A 23,576-nucleotide genomic window follows, 5' to 3' on the forward strand; every position below is an offset into this window, starting at 1 on the left:
CAGCCGTCAGCCGTCAGCCGTCAGCCGTCAGCCGTCGGCCTTTCCGGCTCAGGCCTCCGCACCGTCCTCATCCTCCTCCGCCAGCACTCGCTGGGCCACGGCGAACGCCGAGTTGGCCGCCGGGACACCGCAGTACACGGCGGTCTGGAGCAGGACCGCGCCGATCTCTTCGGGGGTGAGTCCGTTGCGCCGGGCAGCGCGGACGTGCATCGCGAATTCGTCGTAGTGGCCGTGGGCCACCAGCGCGGTGAGCGTGATCATGCTGCGCTCACGGCGGGTCAGTGTCGGATCCGTCCAGATCTCGCCCCAGGCGTAGCGGGAGATGAAGTCCTGAAAACGGGCGGTGAAGGGCGTCTGGCGGGCCTGTGCGCGGTCCACATGGGTGTCGCCGAGTACCTGGCGGCGTACCGCCGTACCGCGCGCCGCGTAGCCGTCGAAGTGCCCGCGCAGCGCGGCGAGCACGGCCTCCGGGCGCTCGGCCGGCGCCAGATGTGAGGCACCGGCGATCTCGGTGAGCGTGGCGCCGGGTACCGCGTCCGCGATCTCCCGCAGATGCGCGGGCGGCGTCGCCGGATCCTCGCGCCCCGCGACCAGCAGGGTCGGCACGCTGACGGACGAGAGCCGGTCGCGGATGTCGAAGGCGGCGAGCGCGTCGCAACAGGCGGCGTAGGCCCCCGGGTCGGCGGTCCGGTGGTCCTCGACCAGCTCCGGCACGGTGAAACCGGGCGTGAACCAACGGGAGTTCGCGGCGTCGGCGAGCGCGCCGAGACCCTCGCGACGCACGGCCGCCGCACGCTCCTCCCACGGCTTGGAGCCGTTGAAGTGGGCCGAGGAACAGACGAGAGCCAGCGACGACACCCGCTTCGGGTGGTGGACGGCCAGGTGCAGACCCACCGCACCGCCCAACGAGACACCCGCGTACGCGAATTGCTCGATGCCGAGCGAGTCGGCGAGGGCCAGCACCAGTGCCGCCAGGTCGGCGACAGTCGCGCCGGGCCCGATGAGGTCGGCCGGTGAGCCGCCGTGACCGGGCAGGTCCCAGCGGATCACCCGATGCGTCACGGACAGCTCGGGGGCGACCTTGTCCCACAGCGCGCTCGACGTGCCGAGCGAGGGCCCGAGCAGCAGCGGGGGAGCGGTGACGGGCCCTTCGGCGCGGTAGTGCAGAAGCTTGCCGTGAGAGAGGGTCGTCAACGTCGCTCCAGCGCACGGTCGGTGAGGGCTCCGGCGGAGCCCGTGTAACGGGCGGGGTCGGTCAGGTCCACGAGGTCGAGATCCTTGAGTTCCGACTCCTCATCGAGCAGATCGAGAAGAGGCCGGTTCTCGGTGACCGCCCGTTTCGCGGCCGCCGTCAGCAACTCCTTCGCGCGGGCCCGCCCGAGCACGGGGGCGAGGGCGACGGCCAGCCGCTCGGAGACGATCAACCCTTGGGTGAGGCCGAGGTGTTCACGCATCACCTCAGGGTGCACCCGCAGCCCATCGGCCAGTTCGGCGGTGTCGCGCGCCGCCCCGCCGACGAGCCGGAGCAGCTCTCGCAACGGTTCCCATTCGGCGTGCCAGGCCCCGGCCGGGCGCTCGTCCTCGGCCGCCATCGCGCCGTACAGCGTGGCCGCGAGCTGCGGCGCGCGCCGGGCGGCGGCCGCGACGAGGGTGGCCCGTACGGGGTTGGCCTTGTGCGGCATCGCCGACGAACCGCCGCCGCTGCCTTCGGTGACCTCCGCGATCTCGGTACGGCCGAGGGTGAGCACGTCGACCGCGGTCTTGCCCAGCGCTCCCGCCGTGAAGGCCAGCGCTCCGGCCAGGTCACCGATCGGTGTGCGCAGGGTGTGCCAGGGCAACACGGGCTCGGTCAGGCCGAGTTCACGCGCGTACGCCGCGGTCAGAGCCTGGGTGTCCGCCGCGCCGAACGCGGTGAACGCCGCCAATGTCCCCGCCGCGCCGCCCAGTTGAGCGGGCAGCGAATCTCGTACGGCCGAAAGCCGGTCCCTGGCGTCAAGGACCAGCGACCGCCATCCCGCCGCCTTCAGTCCGAAGGTCGTCGGCACCGCGTGCTGCGTCAGCGTCCGGCCCGGCATCACCGTGTCCCGGTGCTCCGCCGCGAGCCGGGCCAGGGCCTCTTCCGTACGGTCCAGATCCCCCAGGACCAGATCCAGTGTGCGCGCGGCGACCAGCATGGTGGCCGAGTCCATGATGTCCTGACTCGTCGCACCCCGGTGGACGTACGCCCCGTACTCCCCGCCGACCGCCTGCGTCAGGTCCGCGACCAGCGGGATCACCGGATTGCCGCCGGCACGGGCGCGCAGAGCGATCGACCGTACGTCGAAGCCGGAGACGTCGGCCGCGGCATCCACGGCGGTGGCCGCCTCCGCCGGAGCAAGTCCCAGGGATGCCTGGGCGCGGGTCAGCGCCGCCTCCGCGTCGAGGAGCGCCCGCAGATACGCGGTGTCGCTCGTCGCGGCGGACGCCGGGGAGCCCGCCCACCCGGGGGCGAGCAGGGCTTCGGAATCACCGAATGTCACTGGAACTCCAGGAAGACCGTTTCGCCTTCGCCCTGAAGGCGGATGTCAAAACGGTACGTCCCCTTCGTGCCCTCGGCCGCTATCAGCGTGGCGCGCCGGTCGGCCGGGAGCGCGTCGAGCAGTGGGTCGGCGCCGTCGGCGAGGTAGGCGCGGGTGTAGAGGTGGTTCGTCAGGCCGCGCGCGAACACGCACACGCTGATGTACGGCTGTCCGGTGTTGCCCGGGACCAGTGTGGAGAGCGCGTAGTGCCCGTCGGTGTCGGTGGGGACCCGCCCGAAGCCGGTGAAGTCGGTGCTGTTGCGGCCCAGGAAACCGCCGGTGGCCGGGTCGCGGCGCAGCGAACCGGGGGCGCCCTTCAGGGACCCGTCGGGCGCCGCTTGCCAGAAGTCGAGCATGGCGTCGGGGATCGGCTCGCCCGCGCCGTCGAGCACGTACCCGTGCAGGGTGATGGCCTCGGGGTGGCCCTGGGGCGCGACCTGGCCGCCGCCGGGAAAGGGGAGCGCGTATCCGTAGAAGGGACCGATGGTGTGGGACGGGGTGGGGAGCAACCGCTCGGTCATGCTCATCGGCCTTCCTCGATCCAGGTGGCGGAGGGACCGTCGAGGACGATGTCCCACTCGTAGCCCAGGGAGAACCCGGGCTGGGAGAGATCGTGGCGGTAGGTGGCGATCAGGCGCTCGCGGGCCGCCGCGTCCGTCACGGAGTTCAGGATCGGGTCGTACCGGAACAGCGGGTCGCTCGGGAAGTACATCTGCGTCACCAGCCGCTGGGTGAACGCCGTGCCGAAGACCGAGAAGTGGATGTGGGCGGGCCGCCACGCGTTGGTGTGATTGCCCCAGGGGTAGGGGCCCGGCTTGATCGTGGTGAACGTGTACCGGCCCTGATCGTCCGTCAGGGTGCGCCCCACACCGGTGAAGTTGGGGTCCAGCGGCGCCGGGTGCTGTTCGCGCAGATGGGCGTAGCGGCCGGCGGCGTTGGCCTGCCAGACCTCGACGAGTTGGCCGCGTACAGGTCGGCCGTCGCGGTCGAGCAGCCGGCCCGAGACGGTCATGCGCTCGCCGATCGGCTCGCTCCGGTGGTGGCGGGTGAGGTCGTTGTCGATCTCGGTGATGTCGGTGACGCCGAAGACCGGACCCGACAGCTCGACGGTCTCCGGGTCACCGCCGCTCACGGCGACCAGCGGCTGCTTGGGGTGGCGCAGCACCGAACTGCGGTACGGGGCGTAGTCGCGTTGCGCGTGGTGCAGGACGGGGCCGCCACCGGCGACGGCCTTGTCGTACGCGTCCTGGCGGTCCTTGATCTCGACGTCGATGTCCGACTGAGTGAGAGCCATGCCGGTTTCCTATCGTTCGAGGACGAGGGCGAGGCCCTGGCCCACGCCGATGCAAAGGGCGGCGACGCCAACTCCGCTGCCCTTGTGTGCGAGTTGGTGGGCGACCGTGCCGGCGAGCCGGGCTCCGGAGGCCCCGAGTGGGTGGCCCAGCGCGATGGCGCCGCCCCGTGGGTTGAGGATCGCCGGGTCGAAGTCGGGCCATTCGGCCACGCAGCCCAGCACCTGCGCGGCGAAGGCCTCATTCAGTTCCAGAGTTGACAGGCCGTCAAATCCCTTGCCCGCCTTGGTGAGTGCGCGGTTGACGGCCTCGACGGGGGCCAGTCCGAAGTACTGCGGTTCGATCGCGGAGACGCCGGTCGCCGAGACGCGGGCGAGGGGCTCACGGCCGGTGGCCTTCAGGCCCTCCTCGTCGACCAGGAGCAGGGCTGCGGCCCCGTCGTTGAGCGGGGAGGCATTCCCGGCCGTGACCGTTCCGTCCTCGGTACGGAACGACGGCTTGAGCCCGGCCATGGCATCGAGGGACGCCGACGCGCGGACGGATTCGTCGGCGGCGAAGACGACCGGTTCGCCCTTGCGCTGCGGGATGGACACGGGAGCGATCTCGGCGTCGAACAGGCCGTCCGCCTGGGCCCGTGCCGCCTTTCGGTGGCTGGCGAGCGCGAACTCGTCCTGCTGCTCACGCGTGATCTTGTGCTTGTCGGCGATGAGTTCGGCCGACTCGCCGAGCGGGATCGTCCACTGCGGGTCCATCCGCGGGTTGACCATGCGCCAGCCGAGCGTGGTGGAGAACAGCTCGGCGTGCCCGGCCGGGAAGGGCTTGTCGCTCTTCGACAGCACGTAGGGGGCGCGGGTCATCGACTCGACTCCGCCGGCCAGGGCGATGGAGGCGTCACCGAGCGCGATGGCCCGTGCGGCCTGGATGACGGCTTCGAGCCCGGAGGCGCAGAGCCGGTTGACCGTCACACCGGGCACCGAGGTGGGCAGTCCCGCCAGCAGCGCGGCCATCCGGCCGACGTTGCGGTTCTCCTCGCCGGCGCCGTTGGCGTTGCCGAGGTAGACGTCCTCGATCCGGGCGGGGTCCAGATCCGGTGTACGGGCGAGGAGTTCACGGATGGCGTGGGCAGCCAGGTCGTCCGGGCGCACGGACGCGAGCGAACCGTTGTACTTTCCGATCGGGGTCCGTACGGCATCGACGATGTAGACGTCACGCAGAGTCATGACGGGATCTCCTCGGGGATGTGCACCTTCGCAGCGGTCTTCGCCACGATCTCCTCCGCCGCCACGCCGGGCGCGGTCTCGAACAGCACCAGACCCTGCGCCGTGACGTCGAGGACACCGAGATCGGTGATGATCCGGTTCACGCACGCCCTGCCGGTGAGCGGCAGCGCGCACTCCTCCAGGATCTTCGGGGAGCCGTCCTTGGCGGTGTGGGTCATGACGACGATGACCGTGCGGGCGCCGTGCACGAGGTCCATCGCCCCGCCGATGCCGGTGATCATCTTGCCGGGGATGGCCCAGTTGGCGAGGTCGCCGCCCGCGGACACCTGCATGGCGCCGAGCACGGCGACGTCGATGTGGCCGCCGCGGATCATGCCGAAGGACAGCGAGGAGTCGAAGTACGAGGCGCCGGGCAGGACCGTGACGGTCTCCTTGCCGGCGTTGATCAGATCCGCGTCGACCTGGTCCTCGGTGGGGTAGGGGCCCGTGCCCAGGATGCCGTTCTCCGACTCCAAAACGACCTCCACACCCGGCGGGAGGTAGTTGGGGATCAGCGTCGGCAGACCGATGCCGAGGTTCACATACTGGCCGTCCTGAAGCTCGCGCGCGGCGCGGCCGGCCATCTGCTCGCGGGTCCAGGCCATCAGTCGCTCACCGTTTCGTTGGCCGCGGACGCCGAGACCGTCCGCTGCTCGATCATCTTGGCCCGCGCCTGCTCAGGAGTGAGGGCGACGACGCGCTGCACGAAGATCCCGGGCAGGTGCACCGCGTCCGGGTCGATCCCGCCCGGCTCCACGAGCTCCTCCACCTCGGCGATCGTGATGCGGCCGGCCATGGCGGAGAGGGGGTTGAAGTTGCGGGTGGACTTGTTGAACACCAGGTTCCCGTGCCGGTCGCCCTTGGCGGCCCGTACGAGCGCGAAGTCGGTACGGATGCCACGCTCCAGCACGTACTCGGTGCCGTCGAACTCCCGCACCTCCTTGGGTGGCGAGGAGAGGGCCACGCCGCCCTGGCCGTCGTAGCGCCAGGGCAGTCCGCCGTCGGCGACCTGAGTGCCGACTCCGGCGGGTGTGTAGAACGCGGGGATACCGGCGCCGCCCGCGCGCAGCCGCTCGGCGAGCGTGCCCTGCGGGATCATCTCGACCTCCAGCTCACCGGCCAGGTACTGGCGGGCGAACTCCTTGTTCGCGCCGATGTACGAGCCGGTGACGCGAGAGATCCGCCCGGCCGCGAGCAGGACCGCGAGGCCGGACTCCATCGCCCCGCAGTTGTTGGAGACCACGCCGAGCCCGGTGACACCGCGCTCGTAGAGGGCCTGGATCAGCACGTTCGGTACGCCGCTGAGGCCGAAACCGCCGACCGCGAGCGTCGCGCCGTCCGGCACATCGGCCACCGCCTCCGCGGCTGTGGCGATCACCTTGTCCATCCGAGAAGCCCCATCTCTCCCGAGCGTCATCTCCCCGAGATCTCAGCGCCTTGGTCAGTCAGGGCACTTAGTCAGGGCACTGAGTATTTCTTCGAGGTTTCCAACACGCTGCCACCCTGGCCTTCTTCCGTCAAGGCCTCCTTGGAGTGTGCAGGTGAGTGCCCGGGAAGGGGGCGAGACGGCCGGTCCCTCTGCCGGGTATCGTTCAGTACACCAACTAATCTGATTCGTCTGCGCGGCGCGTCCATCGCGCCGCGCGGGCCGAGCCGAGGAGCGCACATGGCCGCGGTGGACCTCTCCACCCACCCCGGGCACCTGGCCCGGCGGCTGCAGCAGGCGCACTACCTGCTGTGGAACACGATGGTCTCCGAGGAGATCACCTCGCCGCAGTTCGCGGTCCTGAACGCGCTCGTCGCCGAGCCGGGACTGGACCAGCGCACCGTGGGGGAGCGAGTGGGCCTGGACCGCTCCACCATCGCCGAGGTCATCAGCCGGCTCGGGCGCCGCGGTCTGCTCGACAAGGTGCGCGATCCACAGGACGGCCGCCGTTTCCTGCTACGCCTCACGGACGAGGGAACGCGCACGCACAAGAAGCTGACCGTGCGCACCGCCCGTATGAACCAGGTCTTCCTCGCCCCGCTCACCGGCGACGAACAGACCCTGTTCTTCGACCTCATCCAGCGGGTCTCGGACGCGGCGGAGGGGCTCCGCAATCCGGCGGATCCGCTTGTCGTCCAGCGGTAAGGACAGTCGTGACAGGTCACCGGGGACCAGGCGCGGGGCGGCCGCCGTGGGCTCGACCCGGTCGAGGACGCACCGCGCCTGATGTGGCTTTCCTGTCACGCCTCGGCGAAGACCACCCACACCTGGCCCTTCGCGAAGTTCATCGGCGCGCCGTCCGCCGTCGTGAACTCCGTGCCGTCCGTGGCCCTGGGGCGCGACCAGTTCACGTTGAAGGCCCGGCCCTCGCGCAGCACCTTCGCCGTCCCCGAGCCGACCGTTTCCGTGTACGGCGTGTTGTTGCCGAGGACATCGTGGTACTTGGACTCGCGGACCTTCACGTACTGCACGACGACGGTCGCGGGAGCCACCGTCTTACCGTCCGTCGTCACGGTCGGCGTCCCGTCCATGTCCACCAGCCACCGCTCCCGGCTCGCGGACCAGGTGAAGGTGAAGCGGGCGGCGGGGAAGCGCACGGTCTGGGAGGTCTGCGGGCTGCCGCCCGCCGGAGCCGCACCGAAGTGGAACCCTGTGGTGAGGGCGGCGGTGCCCGGCGCGGTGCGGGTCAGCCGCTGGGGGCGCAGGAAGAGGTTGTGCGGTGCGGCTTTTCCGGTGCCCCGGTAGTAGGCGTCCCCGGATGTCTCGCCCGGGGGGTACGCATGCAGCGGCGCCTGGTCGATCAGCGGCAGCAGCTTGTGCTGCGCCCCCGAGAAGGCGAGCGTCGGGTCGTCGAACTGGCGCAGCAGCTCGAGGTCCGACTCGCGCGCGCTGCGCACCGGGCCGACGACCTTCGGCAGCTTGCTCGCGTAGACCGCCATCAGCCGGCTCAGACCGCCCTCGACCTGCTCCGCGTACACGATGTCCGCCGCTTCCAGACCTGTCTGGGGGCGGGCCGCACGCACGTTGTCGATCTTCACGGCGAGCACCGAGCCGACGGCGGCGGGGCTCGGTGTCTGCTTCTCCGGGCTCGCCTGGCCCGGGGTCGGGGCCTTGCTGTGCCCACGCCCGTCGTCGGTCGATCTGCCGCCCGCGATGCAGCCCGTCACCAGGGGAGCTGTCACCACGGCGGCCAGCAGCGCCGCTGTCGTCGCGCCGCTCCGCATCCGCGCCATCTGTCGCATGCCCACCGTGCCACCCTGTCCCGTGTCATTGATTGTGCGCTTATAAGTTCAACGGGGGACATACCCGTTCAGTTCTTGTCGCGCGCGCTCAGTGGGCCGATCGGCTCAGCGAGAAGCCTCGGAGGTGGGTGACGGGGGCCAGGGGTGGCCGGGAAGGTTCAGCCCTGCGGGCCGAAGATCTCCGCGAGGTCGTACCCCACTGGCTCCTCGAGCTGGCTGTACGTGCAGCTTTCGGCGGTGCGGTCCGGGCGCCAGCGGCGGAAGCGGGCCGTGTGGCGGAACCGTACGCCGTTCTCCATGTGGTCGTACGCCACCTCGGCCACCCGCTCGGGCCGCAGCGGCACCCAGGACAGGTCCTTCTTCGAAGACCACCGGCTGGGTGCGCCCGGCAACCGTGCGGTCTCGTGCGCCGACTCGTCCGCCCAGGCCGCCCACGGATGCTCCCCGGCATCCGCCAGCCGCAACGGCTCCAGCTCCTCCACCAGCTCCGCGCGCCGTTTCATCGAGAACGCTGCGCTCACCCCGATGTGCTGCAGGGTGCCCGTGTCGTCGTACAGGCCAAGAAGCAGGGAACCGACGATCGGCCCGCTCTTGTGAAAGCGGTAGCCGGCCACGACGACATCCGCCGTCCGCTCGTGCTTGATCTTGAACATGGCGCGCTCGTCCTGCCGGTAGAGCAGGTTGAGCGGCTTGGCGATCACCCCGTCCAGACCGGCGCCCTCGTACTGCTCGAACCACTGGCGCGCCACGTCGATGTCCGTTGTCGCCGGGGCGACATGCACCGGGGCGGTGGCGCCGGACAGTGCCATCACCAGCAAGGCGCGCCGGTCGCCCAGCTCGACGTCGAGCAGCGCCCTGTCGGCGAGCGCCAGCAGGTCGAAGGCCACGAAGGAGGCGGGGGTGCGCTCGGCCAGCGTCCGTACCCGAGAGACCGCCGGATGGATGCGCTCGGTGAGCGCGTCGAAGTCGAGCCGCCCGTCCCGGGCGATCACGATCTCGCCGTCCATCACACAGCGCCCCGGCAGCCGCTCCCGCAGTGCCTCCACCAGCTCGGGGAAGTACCTGGTCAGCGGCTTGCCGGTGCGGCTGCCGATCTCGACCTCGTCGCCGTCGCGGAACACGATCGCCCGGAAACCGTCCCACTTGGCCTCGTAATGCATGTCGGGCGGGATCCTCGCCACGGGCTTGGCGAGCATCGGCTTCACGGGTGGCATCACCGGCAGGTCCATGGTTCGATTCTGCGCGGTTCCCGTGCCGTCCGCCCGGTGTGCGCGGCGGGCATCTCGGGCCTACCGTGGCTCGCATGGCAGAAGCGGTGGAACTGGAAGCAGCCGGGAGGACCGTACGTCTTTCCAGCCCGGGCAAGATCTTCTTCCCCGAGCGCGGCTTCACGAAGCTGGACCTCGCCCGGTACTACCTCGCCGTCGGCGACGGCATCCTCCGCGCGCTGCGCAATCGCCCCACCACGCTGGAGCGGTACCCCGACGGCGTGACCGGCGAGTCCTTCTTCCAGAAGCGGGCGCCCAAGAACATGCCCGACTGGATCCCGACCGCCCACATCATGTTCCCCAGTGGCCGCAGCGCCGACGAGATGTGCCCCACCGAACCCGCCGCCGTCCTGTGGGCGGCGCAGTTCGGCACGCTCACCTTCCATCCGTGGCCGGTACGCCGTGACGACGTCGACCATCCCGACGAACTCCGCATCGACCTCGACCCGCAGCCCGGCACGGACTATGCCGACGCCGTCCGCGCTGCCCACGAACTACGCGCCGTCCTCGACGAGTTCGGCGGCCTGCGGGGCTGGCCCAAGACGTCCGGCGGCCGGGGCATGCACGTCTTCGTGCCGATCGAGCCGCGCTGGACCTTCACGCAGGTCCGCCGGGCTGCCATCGCCGCCGGGCGTGAACTGGAACGCCGGATGCCCGACGGAGTGACCACCAAGTGGTGGAAGGAGGAGCGCGGGGAGCGGATCTTCGTCGACTACAACCAGACCGCCCGCGACCGGACCATCGCCTCCGCCTATTCCGTACGACCCCGCCCGCACGCCCCCGTCTCCGCGCCGCTGCGCTGGGACGAGGTGGACGCTGCCGTGCCCCGTGACTTCGATATCGCGACCATGCCGGCGCGCTTCGCCGAACTCGGCGACGTGCACGCAGACATGGACGACCACGCCTTCTCGCTGGAAGCCCTGCTTGAACTCGCCAACCGCGACGAGCAGGATCACGGCCTGGGCGACCTGCCCTACCCGCCCGAGTACCCGAAGATGCCGGGCGAGCCCAAGCGGGTACAGCCGAGCCGGGCCAGGCACGAGGCCGGCTGAACGGGAAGGCCCGTGAGCCTCCCCGTTCAGGGGTGTCGGCTACAACTCCTTGATCCGGATGTCCCGGTACGAGACCACATCCGTCGTGCCGTGCACCTGAAGCCCGACATAACCCGAGGCGAAGCGTCGCCCGTCCGTGCCCGGGTCGTCCGAGCGCGGCGGGGAGAACACCTGACCGCCGATGTTGTCGAACTCGTTGATGAGCACACCGTTGCGGAACACCGAGTAGTGCTGGTCGACCACCCGGATCTCGTAGTCGTTCCAAGTGCCCTTCTGGGTGACACCCGCACCGGCGAGGCCGACTCGGTCGAAGCCGTAGACCGACCCCGTCTTGTACATGTCGCCGTCGGGCCGATCGAACACCTGCACCTCGTGCCCGTACTTGATGGCGACCCACTCCGGGCGCGACTCCTCCGGGTGGTCGTGGACCCACGGGAACCGCACGAACACACCGGAGTTGGCGTTCCCGGTACCCGGAGCGTCGTCACGCCACTGGAGCTTCAGTGAGAAGTCGCCGTACTTGCGCTGCGGGAACCACAGCATGCCAAGGCCCTGGACCGTGCTGCCGCTGGTGATCGACCCGTCGGCGTTGAGGCCGAACGAACCGCCGCCCACCTGCGACCACTTGGCGAACGACTCCGGGGACCCGTCGAAGATCGTGCTGTAGCCCTCGGTCTGGCCCGGCTTGCCGATGCCGGACTCCTCGGCCGCCTCGGTGACCGTGTCGTACTCGCGCTGGTCGATGACCCCTTCCTTGAAGAGCATGTCCAGGACGGTCTTCACGTGCTTGAGAAAGAGGGCGTGGGAGGTCCAGTCCTTCTCGTCCTCGATCAACTCGTTGATACGGCAACGGCTGTTGGTCACCCGGTTCGGTACACCCGAGTCGACCGTGCCGACGATCACCGTCAACCGTTCGTCGTACTCGGGGCAGTTGGGCGCGGGTACGCCACCTCCCGACGCGACCGTGAAGCTCACGGTGCGCGCGGCGGAGGTGTTGCCCGCTCTGTCGCTCGCCCGGTACGCCACGGTGTGCGCACCGACGCGGTCGACCGACACCGGTGCGGTGTAGGTGAGGTAGGGCCCGGCGTCGAGCGAGTACTCGATCGCGGCGACCCCCGAACCGCCCTCGTCGCTCGCGCTCACCGTCACCTTGGCGCTGTTCACGTACGCACCGTTCGAGTTCTTCGTCCCGTCGACGGTCACCCCGGTCACCGGCGGTGTCGTGTCGGATGCGGGCGGCGCCACCACGGTGAACCCGACGCTCTTCTCGGCGGCCGCGTTGCCCGCCTTGTCGGTCGCGCGGTAACGCACCTGGTGCGCGCCGAGCGCGTGCACCATCACCGGCGCCGTGTACGGCTGCCAGACGCCGGAATCGACCGCGTACTCGATGGTGTTGACGCCGGAACCGGTGTCGGAGGCGGAGACGGTGACGGTCGCCATGTCGATGTAGGCCCCCGTGGTATCGCGCTCACCGCTCACGGTCGCCGAGGTCTCCGGTGGAGTCGTGTCCCCCGTCGGCGGCGCCACCACCGTGAACGCGACGTTCTTCTCGGTCGCCGTGTTGCCCGCCTTGTCGACCGCACGGTAGCGAAGCTTGTGATCACCGACCTGGTCGACCACGACAGGCGTGGTGTACGGCTGCCAGGCCTCCGCGTCGCCGAGCGCGTACTCGACACGCTCGACACCGGACTCCGCGTCCGTCGCGCTGACGGTGACCGTCGCCGAACCCACGTACGCGCCCTGCGAGTTCTGCGACCCGGTCACGGCAGCCGAGGTCTCGGGCGCCGTCGTGTCCTCGCCGCCGCCCTCGGTGACCACGAGGATGCCCTGCATCGATCCATGGCCCGGAATCGTGCAGTGGTAGAAGTACCGGCCGGGCGTGAGGGTGACCTCGGCGGTGTGCCGGCCGCCCTGGTCGTCGAACGGGTTGGCCAGGATGTTGAGTTGGACATCGTTGTTGAACTCGGGGTCGGAGGTCGCGAACGTCAGCGTGTGCGGCATCCCGGTCGTGTTGCCGGTCGCCGCGCTGTTCTCGAAGACGACCGTGGTCGCTCCCGCCACGGCCGTCGTCGGCGCGGAGGTGTACTTGGTGATGTCGTCGCCCGCCGTCCAGGTGAGGGTCTGGGCGGCCGAGGTGTCCGGGGGAGCGTCGTCCGTACGCCCGAACGCGGACGTCGACGTCAGCCCGAGCACCATCAGCAGGGACGCCAGCAGGGCCGTCCACAGGCGTTCTGTTCTTCGCCTTCGTGCGCGCATCACTCCGCCTTCCGGGCGAGTTCGTCGACAGCGGGAGTCGGTCCGCCGCCCGTGTAAGTCACCTTCCACAGCGCCGACTTGGCGTCCGAGGTGAAGAAGCCGCGGCCGTAGTCGAGGACGTACAGCGCGCCGTCCGGCCCGAACTTCCAGTCCATGAGGTTCTTGATGCCGTCGTTGCCGATGGGCACGATCTTCTTCAGGGACTCGGAGTGGATGGGGAGGCCGCCGTCGCCGGCGGTCCTCGGGTCGGTGATCACGGCATTGCGCGGCTGGTCGGCGTCGTAGAAGTCACCGACGAACCACTTGCCGTCCCAGTAGGCGGGCCACTGGCCGGCGTTGGTGACCGCGGCGTCGTACCGGTAGACGGGCCCGTTCATCGCCGCCTGGCCGCCGCCCTTCAGCCACGGCAGCAGATAGGTGGCCTCCTCGTTCTTGTACGAAGGGATGCCGTTGGCGTTGCGCGGGAAGTCCGGGGCGCCGCCCTGGGGCGAGTACCAGATGTTGTTGCCGGTGACCGGCGGGATGTTGACGAGACCGTCGTTGTTCGGGGACTCGTTCTTCGGGTGGTCGCAGTCGTACCAGCCGAGCGGCTGCGTCGGATCCGGCAGATTGCGGTCGCGGTAGGGCTGCTTGTTGCCCATGCAGAAGGGCCAACCCCGGTTGCTCGCCTTGGTGATGACGGCGAAAGTGTCGTACTTGGCAGGACCCCAGGTCGTCGAGGGCGTGCCCGCGTCAGGGCCGACCCAACCGGCGTACAGGGTGTCGGTGCTCTTGTCGACGGAGATGCGGGCGGGGTTCCTGACACCCATCACATAGATCTCGCCGCGCGTCTTGCCGCCGCCCTCGTCGGTCTCCTCGCCGGTGAAGAGATTGCCCACCGGCAGTGTGTAGCTGCCGTCGGGCTCAGGGTGGATGCGCAGGATCTTGCCGTTGAGGTTGTTGGTGTTGCCCGCCGTGCGGCGCGCGTCCGCGAACGAGACGCCCTTGTAGTTGGGCTGGGGATTGTTGCCCGAGTAGCCGTCGCTGAAGCCACTGGAGTTGTTGTCGCCGGTCGCGATGTAGAGGTTGCCCTTGGAGTCCCAGGCCATCCCGCCGCCCGCGTGGCAGCAACTGTGGATCTGCACCGGCCAGTCGAGGAGCACCTTCTCGCTGCTCAGGTCCAGCTTCTTCGTGACGGGATCGAGTGTGAAGCGGGAGACCCGGCGCTCGGCCATCCGTGTGTCACGGTTGATCTCGGAGTGGGGTGTGTAGTGGAGATACACCCAGCCGTTTCGCGCGAAGTCCGGGTCCAACTCGATACCGAGCAGGCCCTCTTCGACCTTGACCAGCTCGTCGCCGCCGCCCTTGTTGCCGAACACGGTGAGTGCGCCGGCCAGGGTGACCTTCTTGGTCTTCGGGTCGTAGACGTGGATCTCGCCCCTGCCCTTGCCGATGTCCGGGTTGTTCCAGTCGGTGATCACGGGCTGGGAGGAGTCCGCGCCGCCGCGGCCGATGTAGAACACCCGTCCGTCGGGCGCGGTCACCAGACCGTGCGGCTCGCCGATCTGGTCGTTCTGGCCCGGCTGATTGGGCTGGGTCAGTCGCTCCGCCTTGTAGTTGGCGTTGATCGTCGCCTTGCAGTCGGCCTGCGCCAGCCGGGTCGTCCAGAGCAGGGCGCCACGCAGATGCGCACGGAAGTCCGTCTCGTCGTACGAGGAGACCGTGCCGCCCATGCCGGTGTAGAAGGACCGCCCACCGTCGTAGTCACGGCACCAGCTCACCGGGTGGTCCGCGCCGTTCTTGCTCGTGCCCGGCTGATACGTCGACTCGCGCACCCGGGCCACGGTGTGCACGTCGCCCGACGGGTTCTTCACCCAGTTGAGCCACTGGTCGGGGCGCTTCCACTCGGTGGGCAGGTCCTTGGCTGCGGGATGCTGCCGGTCGCCCACCTCAACGGTCGCCCGCTGTACGGCGGTTGGGCTGGTGCTCGCGGGGCGGGCGCCGACGAGTCCGGTGAACCAGTCCGAGTAGGGCTCGGCGCGGGCCGCGTCATGGATGCCGAGGAATCCGCCGCCCGCCTCCATGTAGGTCTCGAGGCCGGCCTCCTGCTCGGGGTCGAGGACATCCCCGCCGCCCGTCAGGAAGGCGATGGCGTTGAAGGTGCCCAGCTTTGTCTCGTCGGTGAAGACGGACGCGTCGTCCGTCGCCTCCACCGCGAACCGCTGGGCGGTCGGGCCCGACAGACCGATCTTCTCGATCGCCTCGATCCCGGCGTTGACGACCGGCGACTCGTCACCGGCCGCGGCGGAGCCGTGGAAGAGCAGCACACGTACGTTGGCGCCGCCTGGAGGCGACGTGATGGACATCGTTGTCAGGGTCGGATCCGGAGCCGGGCGTGCACTCGCGGAAGGCGCGGACAGCGCTCCGGCGGTGACAGCTCCGGCGGCCAGGGCGGCCGCCCAGGCGCGGCGGTGCCTGCCACGTCTTCTCGCGCTCAACTCTCGTAAGACGGTCGGTGTTTGATGCGATGTGAGCCGCATGTGGTCATCCACTCCTCGCCGGTCACAGACAGCGCATAGGAAGCTAGACCTCTTTTCGTGACTCGCCAATAGGTATGACCGGGATGGAACGAACTTTGTCCTGAGTGTGGATAAACGGGAGCGGCGCGGCTACCGTCTCACAGGTTCGGCTCCGTAAATTCCGTAGCAGGGTGGGGAGTTCGCCATGGACAGACGCGGTTTCAACCGGCGGATGCTGCTGGGCGGGGCGGCGGTCGCGGCCGGAGCGACATCGTTGTCGTCGGCCACGCAGGCGCTGAGTGTGGACATCCCGGCGAAGACCGCGCCGGCCGGCGGCGAGGTCCGGCACATCAAGCTGTACGCCGAGAAGTTCGCCGACGGGCAGATGGGCTACGGCCTCGAAAAGGGCAAGGCCTCGATTCCCGGACCGCTGATCGAACTCAACGAGGGCGACACGCTGCACATCGAGTTCGAGAACACCATGGACGTCGCGGCGAGCCTGCACGTCCACGGCCTCGACTACGAAATCTCCAGCGACGGAACGAAGTTGAACAGGAGCGACGTCGAGCCGGGCGGTACCCGCACCTACACCTGGCGCACCCACGCGCCCGGCCGCCGGGCGGACGGCACCTGGCGGGCGGGCAGCGCCGGCTACTGGCACTACCACGACCACGTGGTCGGCACCGAACACGGCACCGGCGGCATCCGCAAAGGCCTCTACGGCCCGGTGATCGTCCGCCGCAAGGGCGACATCCTCCCCGACAAGACCGTCACGATCGTCTTCAACGACATGCTGATCAACAACAAGCCGGCCCACTCGGGCCCCAACTTCGAGGCGACGGTGGGCGATCGCGTCGAGATCGTGATGATCACCCACGGCGAGTACTACCACACCTTCCATATGCACGGTCACCGCTGGGCCGACAACCGCACGGGTGCGCTCACCGGCCCCGACGACCCGAGCCAGATCATCGACAACAAGATCGTCGGGCCCGCCGACTCGTTCGGCTTCCAGGTGATCGCGGGGGAGGGGGTCGGGGCCGGGGCGTGGATGTACCACTGCCACGTCCAGAGTCATTCCGACATGGGGATGGTCGGGTTGTTCCTGGTCAAGAAGACGGACGGGACGATTCCGGGGTACGAACCACACGAGCACTAGGCGTAGGGCCCTGGGAGGCTGGGGACGCGGGGCGGCCGGCCTACAGGGGCCCTTCTCCTCGTCATGCCGTGGTTGGCCGCCGGGCCGGTCTCCGGGTGCGATGGGATCGCGTGCACGAGAGCGCTCTCACCCGGGCGGCGGTGCGGCGGCTATTCTGATCCGCAACCGTCGAGGAGGTGCCCACAGGTGACCGAGACAGCGTCCCGTCCCACGTTGGAGGCCGTGGCCGCGCGGGCCGGGGTCTCCCGAGCCACCGTGTCACGCGTCGTGAACGGGGGCGACGGGGTTCGCGAATCGCTCGTCGAGCGTGTCAAGCAGGCCGTGGAGGAACTGGGTTACGTCCCCAACCAGGCTGCGCGCAGTCTCGTCACCCGGCGCCATGACGCGGTGGCCGTCGTGATCGCCGAACCGGAGACCAGGGTCTTCGCCGACCCCTTCTTCGGACTCCAACTCCGCGGCATCAGCAAGGAGTTGACGGCCCACGATTCGCAGCTCGTGCTGCTGCTCACGGAGGGCCGCGACGACCACGTGCGCGTCGGTCGCTATCTCGCCGGCGGTCACGTCGACGGCGCGCTCGTCTTCTCACTGCACCTCGACGACCCGCTGCCCGGCCTGATCCACGGAGCGGGCGTACCCACCGTCTTCGGCGGGCGCCCAGGCTGGGGCGATGGCCCCCGCAAGGCCGCGTCCGCCGTGTATGTCGACTCCGACAACCGGGGCGGCGCCCGCGAGGCCGTCCGTCACCTCGTCGGACTCGGGCGCACCCGCATCGCCCACATCACCGGCGCCCTCGACCAGACGTCCGCCGTCGACCGGCTCGACGGGTTCCGGGACGTCATGGTCGACGGCGATCCGCGGCTCATCGCGGAGGGTGACTTCACCCCCGCGGGCGGCGAGCGCGCGATGCGGGAGCTTCTGGAGCGCCGCCCGGACATCGACGCGGTGTTCGTGGCCAACGACCTGTCGGCCTCCGGCGCGCTGCGCGTCCTGCGTGAGCACGGGCGGCGGGTGCCCGAGGACGTCGCCGTGATCGGCTTCGACGACATGCTGCCGGTCGCCGAGCAGACGGACCCGCCTCTCACGACGGTCCGTCAGGACATAGAGGAAATGGGCCGCCTGATGGCACGGCTGCTGCTGCGCGGCCTCGACCGCCGGGGTGGCGAGGAGGGGCCGGGAGGCGCGCCGTCCAGTGTGGTGCTGCCGACGACGTTGGTGCGACGGGCCTCGGCGTAGGGAAGCGGCACCTTCTCGAACGTCAGTTTGAAGACATGGGCGTGGACATAGCCGAACCAGAAGGCGAACCAGAAGCCGCAGGTATCGGGTCGCGGCTCCGCCAGCGATTGTCAGTGGGCGGTGCAAGACTCGGCGGTGCAGGCAATGTGACCCCTCAAAGGAGGGCATCATGCTCACCACCCGTTTTGTCACCGGCGCTCCGAACTGGATCGATCTCGGCACACCCGACATCGACGGCGCCACCACCTTCTACGGAGGCCTCTTCGGCTGGCAGTTCCAGTCCGCGGGGCCCGACTCCGGCGGCTACGGCTTCCTCCAGCTCGCCGGAAAGACCGCCGCGGGCGGTATGCAGACCACTCCGGAGCAGGGCCCGCCTTCCTGGACCGTGTACTTCCAGACCCCCGACGCGGAGGCCACGGCCAAGGCGGCAGAGCATGCCAAGGGCTCCGTGATGATGCAGCCCATGGACGTGATGGACGAGGGCCGTATGGCGATCCTCGGCGACGAGGCCGGGGTGCCCTTCGGTGTCTGGCAGCCGGGCCGGCTCAAGGGTGTCGACGTGGCCGGCGTCCCCGGCTCGCTGACCTGGGTCGAGCTCTACACCCCGGACATCCCCGCGGCTGCCGCGTTCTACTACACCGTGTTCGGCTGGGAGACCTCGGCCACGCCCTTCCCGGGCGGCACGTACACCTGCATCAACCCGTCGGGTGCACGGGAGGAGGACATGTTCGGTGGCGTCGTCGCCCTGGCCGACGACCCGATCGAGGCCGAGTCGGGCGCGTACTGGCTGCCGTACTTCGAGGTCAGCGACACCGACGCCACGGTCAGCAAGACCCAGGCACTGGGCGGCACGGTCCGGATGCCGGCCACGGACGTGGAGGGCGTGGGCCGTATCGCCAAGCTCGCCGACCCGTACGGGGCGCGCTTCGCGGTGATCAAGAGCGTGCCGCAGCAGAGCTGACGGCTGTCCCCAGGGCGTGGGGGTGTGCGCGGCACGGTCGCCCGCAAAACCCGGCGACCGTGCCGCGCGCCGCCGTGCGGGCCCTGTGCCGGCCGGGCCATCATCAAGAACTCATGGCGCCGGACGGGAGCGGACGGGACCGGACGGGACCGCACGCCGCCGGATTGACACGGCGTTGATCGGCCATTGATTGAACGTTTTTCATCAGGCGGCACGATCTTCGTCATGCACACCGACACCGACACCGACACCGACACCGGCACGGACCTGGACACCACGCCCGACCAGGACTGGCAGGACGAGGCGCTGTGCGCCCAGACGGGGGCCGAGTTCTTCTTTCCCGAGCCGGGCAGCTCGGTCCGGGAGGCGAAGCGCATCTGCGGTATGTGTGCGATCCGCTCCGCTTGTCTTGAGTACGCCCTCAGCAACGACGAGCGCTTCGGAGTCTGGGGCGGCCTCTCCGAGAAGGAACGGCTCAGCCTCCGGCGCGTCGACCGTAACTGACCTCCCGCCGCCCCAACGATGCGACCCCGTGGGTCAGTTCGCGTCGGCCCCGAGCCGGCTGCTGCTCGCAGGCGGAAAGCACCGCGCCGCCACCCGGTGCCCGACGTGCGCGATGCGGCGTCGGTCCAGGTGACGGCGTACGAGTGAGGCAGTCCCACCGGTCTCCGGAGGTTGTCCGGAGGACAGGGGCGTCAGCTCGCGGCGCGGGCCGCCATGCGGGCCTTGCGGGCGGCGAGCTTCGCGTCGAACTTCGAGGCCTCCGCGTTGAGACCGCCCATGTAGAGGCCGAGCTCCTCCTGGGCCTGCAGGCCCAGCGGGTTGAGGCCGTCGATGTCCAGGACCTTCAGGTGGCGCAGCACCGGCTGGAGCACGTCGTCGTGGTGGATGCGCATGTTGTAGACCTCGCCGATGGCCATCTGCGCGGCGGCACGCTCGAAGCCGGGCATGCCGTGGCCGGGCATCCTGAAGTTGACGACGACATCACGCACGGCCTGCATGGTCAGATCGGGGGCGAGCTCGAACGCCGCCTTGAGCAGGTTCCGGTAGAACACCATGTGCAGGTTCTCGTCGGTCGCGATGCGGGCCAGCATGCGGTCGCAGACCGGGTCACCCGACTGGTGGCCGGTGTTGCGGTGCGAGACACGGGTCGCCAGCTCCTGGAAGGCGACGTACGCGACGGAGTGCAGCATCGAGTGACGGTTGTCCGACTCGAAGCCCTCACTCATGTGCATCATGCGGAACGCTTCGAGCTGGTCGGGGTCGACCGCGCGCGAGGCGAGCAGGTAGTCGCGCATCACGATGCCGTGCCGGCCCTCCTCCGCGGTCCAGCGGTGCACCCAGGTGCCCCAGGCGCCGTCACGGCCGAAGAGCGAGGCGATCTCGTGGTGGTAGCTGGGGAGGTTGTCCTCGGTCAGCAGGTTGACGACCAGTGCGATGCGGCCGAGCTCGGTGACCTTGGACTGCTCCTTGCCCCAGGCCTCGCCGTCCTCGAAGAAGCCGGGGAAGTTGCGGGCGTCGCTCCACGGCACGTACTCGTGCGGCATCCAGTCCTTCGCCACCGTCAGGTGGCGGTTGAGCTCCGTCTCGACCACTTCCTCCAGCGCGAACAGCAGCCGAGCGTCGGTCCAGTCGGAGGACGGGCTTGCGAGGTGGGGAGAAGTGATCGTCACAGGTGCTCCAGGGGGACGGGGCGGGTACGCGAACAGTGAGCGGGGGAGGCAACCTACGGCATCGTAGGCTACGTATCCGTAGGTTACGAAACCGTAGGTTAAGCGCGGTGTAAAGAGCCCCTGATCAGCAAGGGTTTTGCAGCTAGATCAAGTGCCTTGGGCGGTTGCCGGAGGCTTGTCCCGGAGGCCCAGGTCCCGAGGGTGAACGGGGGTCACGGTCACCCATTCAGACGTACAGCTCCCGAAGTCGGACCGAGAGGCATGTCACACAGCCTTCGAGCTTCTCGAACTCGCTGATGTCGACGAGAACCGGCTCATGGCCGAGGTCCGCGAACAGTTCCGCCGTCTTCGGGGCGCTCGACGCCATCAGCAGCTTTCCGCCGCCGAGCAGGACGACGTGCGAGCCGGACTCCTCCGGTACCGGCAGGAAGCGCGGGAACAGCGAAGGCATGTCCACATCCGGGAGGTGGCCGATCACCGTCCCGTCCGGCAGCGCCGTGACCGCCGACTTCAGGTGCAGGACCTTGCTCACGGGTACGGCGACGACCTTGGCGCCGAGAGGTTCGAACGCCGCACGCACCTGCTCGACCCCGGCCGCGTTGGTGCGTCCGCCCCGCCCCACGTACACCGTGTCGCCGACTTTCAGGATGTCACCGCCGTCCATGGTGCCCGGTTCCCAGACCCAGTTCACCGAGCAGCCGAGGCGCGCCACGGCCTCCTCGACCCCGGCGGTCTCGCCGCGCCGGGACTCGGCGCCGGGGCGGGCGATCAGCGCGACATTGCGGAAGACGACCACGGTGTCCTCGACGAACACGGAGTCCGGGCAGTCGTCGGCCGGATCCACCTCGACGGTCTCCCAGCCGTGCGTACGCAGTGCCTCCGCATACGCCTCCCACTGCTCGACCGCCAGGCCGACATCCACCGTCTCGCGCTCGACGTGGGTCACCAGCCCCTCGGCTAGGCGGGGGCTGGGCCGGCGTATGAGGGCTTTCTGGCTGGGCACGTGCGGGTCTCCGAATCGGCCGGGGGCGTCGGCGCACATCATGCAGCGCCGGTGCGCGCCGACAAAAGCCCCCAAGGCCCACGCGAGGCGGTCCCGGGTGCCGCGCCGGGCGACCCCTGTGCCCGAAACTATGCGATTCGCCCTGCCAGGCGCTAGGAGGGATACCCGACAGCTTCCCGACCGATTTCTTTCAGTTCTCCTCCTTCCAAGAGCAATGTGCGCGTGATTCCGAGCGATTCCAGGAACGGCATGTCGTGGCTGGCGACGATCAGCGCTCCCTCGTACGACTCCAGAGCGGAGGTGAGCTGCCGGACACTCGCCATGTCGAGGTTGTTCGTCGGCTCGTCGAGCATCAGGAGCTGCGGCGCGGGCTCGGCCAGCATCAGCGCGGCGAGCGCCGCGCGGAAGCGTTCGCCGCCGGAGAGCGTCGCCACGGGCTGGTCGGCCTTCGCCCCCTTGAACAAGAAGCGGGCCAGCCGCGCCCGGATCCGGTTGTTGGTGGCGGCGGGTGCGAAGCGCGCCACGTTCTCCACGACGCTCAGCTCGTCCTCGAGGACGTCGAGCCGCTGGGGCAGGAAGCGCAGCGGCACATGGGCCTGCACCTCACCGGACACGGCGTCCAGCTCGCCCGCGATCGTGCGCAGCAGCGTCGTCTTACCGGCGCCGTTGCGCCCGATCAGCGCGATCCGCTCGGGCCCGCGCAGGTCGAAACCGCCGTCCACGCGTGCGCCGTACTTCAACTCCAGGTCCAGGAGGGTGAGTACGGTACGGCCCGGCGGTACGGCCGTGTACGGCAGGTCGACGCGGATCTCGTCGTCGTCCCGTACGGCGTCCACCGCGTCGTCGAGGCGTTCCTTGGCGTCGGCGAGCTTCTCCTCGTGCAGGATGCGGTACTTGCCGGCGGACACCTGCGCCGTGCGTTTGCGCACCCGCATGACAGCCCTCGGCTCGCGCTTCTGGTCGAACATCTTCTGCCCGTACCGTTTGCGCCGGGCCAAAGTGACCTGGGCGTCCACCAGTTCGCGTTTCTGCTTCTTCATGTCGGCCTCGGCGACACGCACCATGCGTTCGGCCGCGTCCTGTTCGCCGGCGAGCGCGTCCTCGTACGCGGCGAAGTTGCCGCCGTACCAGGTGACCTCTCCGGAGCGCAGATCGGCGATCTGGTCGACCAGATCGAGGAGTTCACGGTCGTGGCTGACCACGACCATGACGCCGGACCAGGCCTCGACGGCCGCGTACAGCCGTCGGCGCGCGTACAGGTCGAGGTTGTTGGTCGGTTCGTCCAGCAGGAGTACGTCGGGACGGCGCAGCAGGAGCGCGGCCAGGCGCAGCAGCACCGACTCGCCGCCCGAGACCTCACCGATGGTGCGGTCCAGGTCGATGTGGCCGAGCCCGAGCTCGCCGAGCGTCGCGAGCGTTCGCTCCTCGACGTCCCAGTCGTCTCCTACGACGTCGAAGTGTTCCTCGGCCGCGTCACCCGCCTCGATGGCGTGCAGCGCGGCGCGGGTGGCGGCGACGCCGAGCGCCTCGTCGACACGCAGACCGGTGTCGAGCGTGACGCTCTGCGGCAGGTAGCCGACCTCGCCCGCCACGCGGACGGTGCCATCGGCCGGGGTGAGCTCTCCAGCGATCAGCTTCAACAGGGTCGATTTTCCGGATCCGTTGAGCCCGACGAGCCCGGTCCTGCCGGGTCCGAAGGCGACCTGGAGGTCGTCGAAGACGGCGGTGCCGTCAGGCCAGGCGAAGGAGAGGGAGGTGCAGGTGACGGAGGTGGGGAAGGTTGACAAGGTGGCCTCGCGGTTTGCCGGGTGCGGTCGGGGGCACGTGTGGAGGACACCGCGAGGTGAGACGATCAAGGTACGAGGCGGATCAGTTCCCAGGACGGGTCCGGTTCCGGTTCCGAAGGCGGATCCGCTTCCGAGGGCAGCGAAAAAGCCCTGTACCGGAGGGACGGCTCGTACGCCGAGGTCGCACGCTGCGCACACGCGGGCCAGGATGTACTGGCTGTGTGTGACGCGGTGTCTCCGACCTCAGACGAGCAACGTCCTTCTCCATTCGACGGCAACAGGACCGCTTCACACCGTAGGAGCGGCCCTGACCCGTGTCAAAGGAATTAGCGTGGCCCTCAGACGACGC

General features: G+C 69.4%; 20 protein-coding genes. 6 read left to right on the forward strand and 14 right to left on the reverse strand.

From position 1 onward, the window contains the following. Positions 1 to 48: 48 nt before the first annotated feature. The 7 genes from pcaD to ACFYPC_RS06120 are packed head-to-tail and all read right to left on the reverse strand — an operon-like array spanning position 49 to position 6,496. On the reverse strand, positions 49 to 1,194 hold the full coding sequence (gene pcaD / locus ACFYPC_RS06090) for a 3-oxoadipate enol-lactonase (RefSeq protein WP_388671464.1): 1,146 nt from the start codon (positions 1,192 to 1,194) through the stop codon (positions 49 to 51). Then, a complete protein-coding gene (gene pcaB / locus ACFYPC_RS06095) occupies positions 1,191 to 2,519 on the reverse strand; it encodes a 3-carboxy-cis,cis-muconate cycloisomerase (protein WP_388671466.1) in 1,329 nt (442 codons plus the stop codon). The genes pcaD and pcaB overlap by 4 nt, the downstream gene beginning before the upstream one ends. After that, positions 2,516 to 3,085, reverse strand: a complete 570-nt coding sequence (pcaG, locus tag ACFYPC_RS06100; protein ID WP_388671469.1) for a protocatechuate 3,4-dioxygenase subunit alpha — start codon at positions 3,083 to 3,085, stop codon at positions 2,516 to 2,518. Before pcaG ends, pcaB begins: the two co-directional genes overlap by 4 nt. Next, positions 3,082 to 3,852, reverse strand: a complete 771-nt coding sequence (gene pcaH / locus ACFYPC_RS06105) for a protocatechuate 3,4-dioxygenase subunit beta (RefSeq protein WP_388671472.1) — start codon at positions 3,850 to 3,852, stop codon at positions 3,082 to 3,084. The genes pcaG and pcaH overlap by 4 nt, the downstream gene beginning before the upstream one ends. A gap of 9 nt (positions 3,853 to 3,861) precedes the next feature. Continuing rightward, positions 3,862 to 5,064, reverse strand: a complete 1,203-nt coding sequence (locus tag ACFYPC_RS06110; protein WP_388672029.1) for a thiolase family protein — start codon at positions 5,062 to 5,064, stop codon at positions 3,862 to 3,864. A gap of 2 nt (positions 5,065 to 5,066) precedes the next feature. Then, a complete protein-coding gene (locus ACFYPC_RS06115) occupies positions 5,067 to 5,714 on the reverse strand; it encodes a CoA transferase subunit B (RefSeq protein WP_388671475.1) in 648 nt (215 codons plus the stop codon). Next, positions 5,714 to 6,496 (reverse strand): CoA transferase subunit A, encoded by a 783-nt coding sequence (locus ACFYPC_RS06120; RefSeq protein ID WP_388671478.1) that lies wholly within the window; start codon positions 6,494 to 6,496, stop codon positions 5,714 to 5,716. Before ACFYPC_RS06120 ends, ACFYPC_RS06115 begins: the two co-directional genes overlap by 1 nt. A 279-nt stretch (positions 6,497 to 6,775) precedes the next feature. Here ACFYPC_RS06120 and ACFYPC_RS06125 point away from each other — a divergent pair, with 279 nt between their 5' ends. After that, on the forward strand, positions 6,776 to 7,240 hold the full coding sequence (locus tag ACFYPC_RS06125; RefSeq protein ID WP_388671480.1) for a MarR family winged helix-turn-helix transcriptional regulator: 465 nt from the start codon (positions 6,776 to 6,778) through the stop codon (positions 7,238 to 7,240). A 95-nt stretch (positions 7,241 to 7,335) separates the two neighbouring features. Here ACFYPC_RS06125 and ACFYPC_RS06130 read toward each other — a convergent pair whose 3' ends face one another. Continuing rightward, positions 7,336 to 8,337: a DUF3048 domain-containing protein gene (locus tag ACFYPC_RS06130; protein ID WP_388671483.1), complete on the reverse strand. Its 1,002-nt coding sequence runs from the start codon at positions 8,335 to 8,337 to the stop codon at positions 7,336 to 7,338. Between the two features lie 158 nt (positions 8,338 to 8,495). Continuing rightward, positions 8,496 to 9,566 carry an ATP-dependent DNA ligase gene (locus ACFYPC_RS06135; RefSeq protein ID WP_388671486.1) on the reverse strand — a complete coding sequence of 357 codons (1,071 nt, stop codon included), beginning with the start codon at positions 9,564 to 9,566 and terminating at the stop codon, positions 8,496 to 8,498. 74 nt (positions 9,567 to 9,640) lie between these two features. On the opposite strand from ACFYPC_RS06135, the gene ligD reads away from it, so the two are divergent. Further along, positions 9,641 to 10,657, forward strand: coding sequence for a non-homologous end-joining DNA ligase (gene ligD, locus ACFYPC_RS06140; RefSeq protein ID WP_388671489.1), 1,017 nt, complete (start codon positions 9,641 to 9,643; stop codon positions 10,655 to 10,657). Positions 10,658 to 10,696: 39 nt separating this feature from the next. Here ligD and ACFYPC_RS06145 read toward each other — a convergent pair whose 3' ends face one another. Next, on the reverse strand, positions 10,697 to 12,913 hold the full coding sequence (locus ACFYPC_RS06145) for an OmpL47-type beta-barrel domain-containing protein (RefSeq protein ID WP_388671492.1): 2,217 nt from the start codon (positions 12,911 to 12,913) through the stop codon (positions 10,697 to 10,699). Continuing rightward, on the reverse strand, positions 12,913 to 15,432 hold the full coding sequence (locus ACFYPC_RS06150; RefSeq protein ID WP_388671495.1) for a ThuA domain-containing protein: 2,520 nt from the start codon (positions 15,430 to 15,432) through the stop codon (positions 12,913 to 12,915). The genes ACFYPC_RS06145 and ACFYPC_RS06150 overlap by 1 nt, the downstream gene beginning before the upstream one ends. Positions 15,433 to 15,616: 184 nt before the next feature. Between ACFYPC_RS06150 and ACFYPC_RS06155 the strand changes: the two genes are divergently transcribed. The 4 genes from ACFYPC_RS06155 to ACFYPC_RS06170 all read left to right on the forward strand — a co-directional run bounded on the left by ACFYPC_RS06155 (position 15,617) and on the right by ACFYPC_RS06170 (position 19,268). Further along, positions 15,617 to 16,570 (forward strand): multicopper oxidase domain-containing protein, encoded by a 954-nt coding sequence (locus tag ACFYPC_RS06155; protein WP_388671498.1) that lies wholly within the window; start codon positions 15,617 to 15,619, stop codon positions 16,568 to 16,570. Positions 16,571 to 16,756: 186 nt separating this feature from the next. Beyond that, complete coding sequence (locus ACFYPC_RS06160; RefSeq protein ID WP_388671502.1) at positions 16,757 to 17,803, forward strand: LacI family DNA-binding transcriptional regulator; 1,047 nt, start codon at positions 16,757 to 16,759, stop codon at positions 17,801 to 17,803. 169 nt (positions 17,804 to 17,972) lie between these two features. Further along, complete coding sequence (locus ACFYPC_RS06165; RefSeq protein ID WP_388671505.1) at positions 17,973 to 18,764, forward strand: VOC family protein; 792 nt, start codon at positions 17,973 to 17,975, stop codon at positions 18,762 to 18,764. A 186-nt stretch (positions 18,765 to 18,950) separates the two neighbouring features. Beyond that, the gene (locus tag ACFYPC_RS06170) at positions 18,951 to 19,268 is read left to right on the forward strand and encodes a WhiB family transcriptional regulator (RefSeq protein WP_388671508.1); all 318 of its coding nucleotides are present in this window, start codon (positions 18,951 to 18,953) and stop codon (positions 19,266 to 19,268) included. Positions 19,269 to 19,459: 191 nt separating this feature from the next. On the opposite strand, the gene ACFYPC_RS06175 is transcribed toward ACFYPC_RS06170, so the two are convergent. From ACFYPC_RS06175 to ACFYPC_RS06185, 3 genes are all read right to left on the reverse strand, one after another. Then, entirely contained in the window at positions 19,460 to 20,437 is a 978-nt protein-coding gene (locus ACFYPC_RS06175; protein ID WP_388671511.1) for an acyl-ACP desaturase, read from the reverse strand. 226 nt (positions 20,438 to 20,663) lie between these two features. Further along, positions 20,664 to 21,440, reverse strand: coding sequence for a dimethylargininase (ddaH, locus tag ACFYPC_RS06180; RefSeq protein ID WP_388671514.1), 777 nt, complete (start codon positions 21,438 to 21,440; stop codon positions 20,664 to 20,666). Between the two features lie 152 nt (positions 21,441 to 21,592). Next, the gene (locus tag ACFYPC_RS06185) at positions 21,593 to 23,227 is read right to left on the reverse strand and encodes an ABC-F family ATP-binding cassette domain-containing protein (protein WP_388671517.1); all 1,635 of its coding nucleotides are present in this window, start codon (positions 23,225 to 23,227) and stop codon (positions 21,593 to 21,595) included. Between the last annotated feature and the right edge of the window lie 349 nt (positions 23,228 to 23,576).

The sequence above is a fragment of the Streptomyces sp. NPDC005808 genome, assembly GCF_042871385.1.
Taxonomy (GTDB): domain Bacteria; phylum Actinomycetota; class Actinomycetes; order Streptomycetales; family Streptomycetaceae; genus Streptomyces.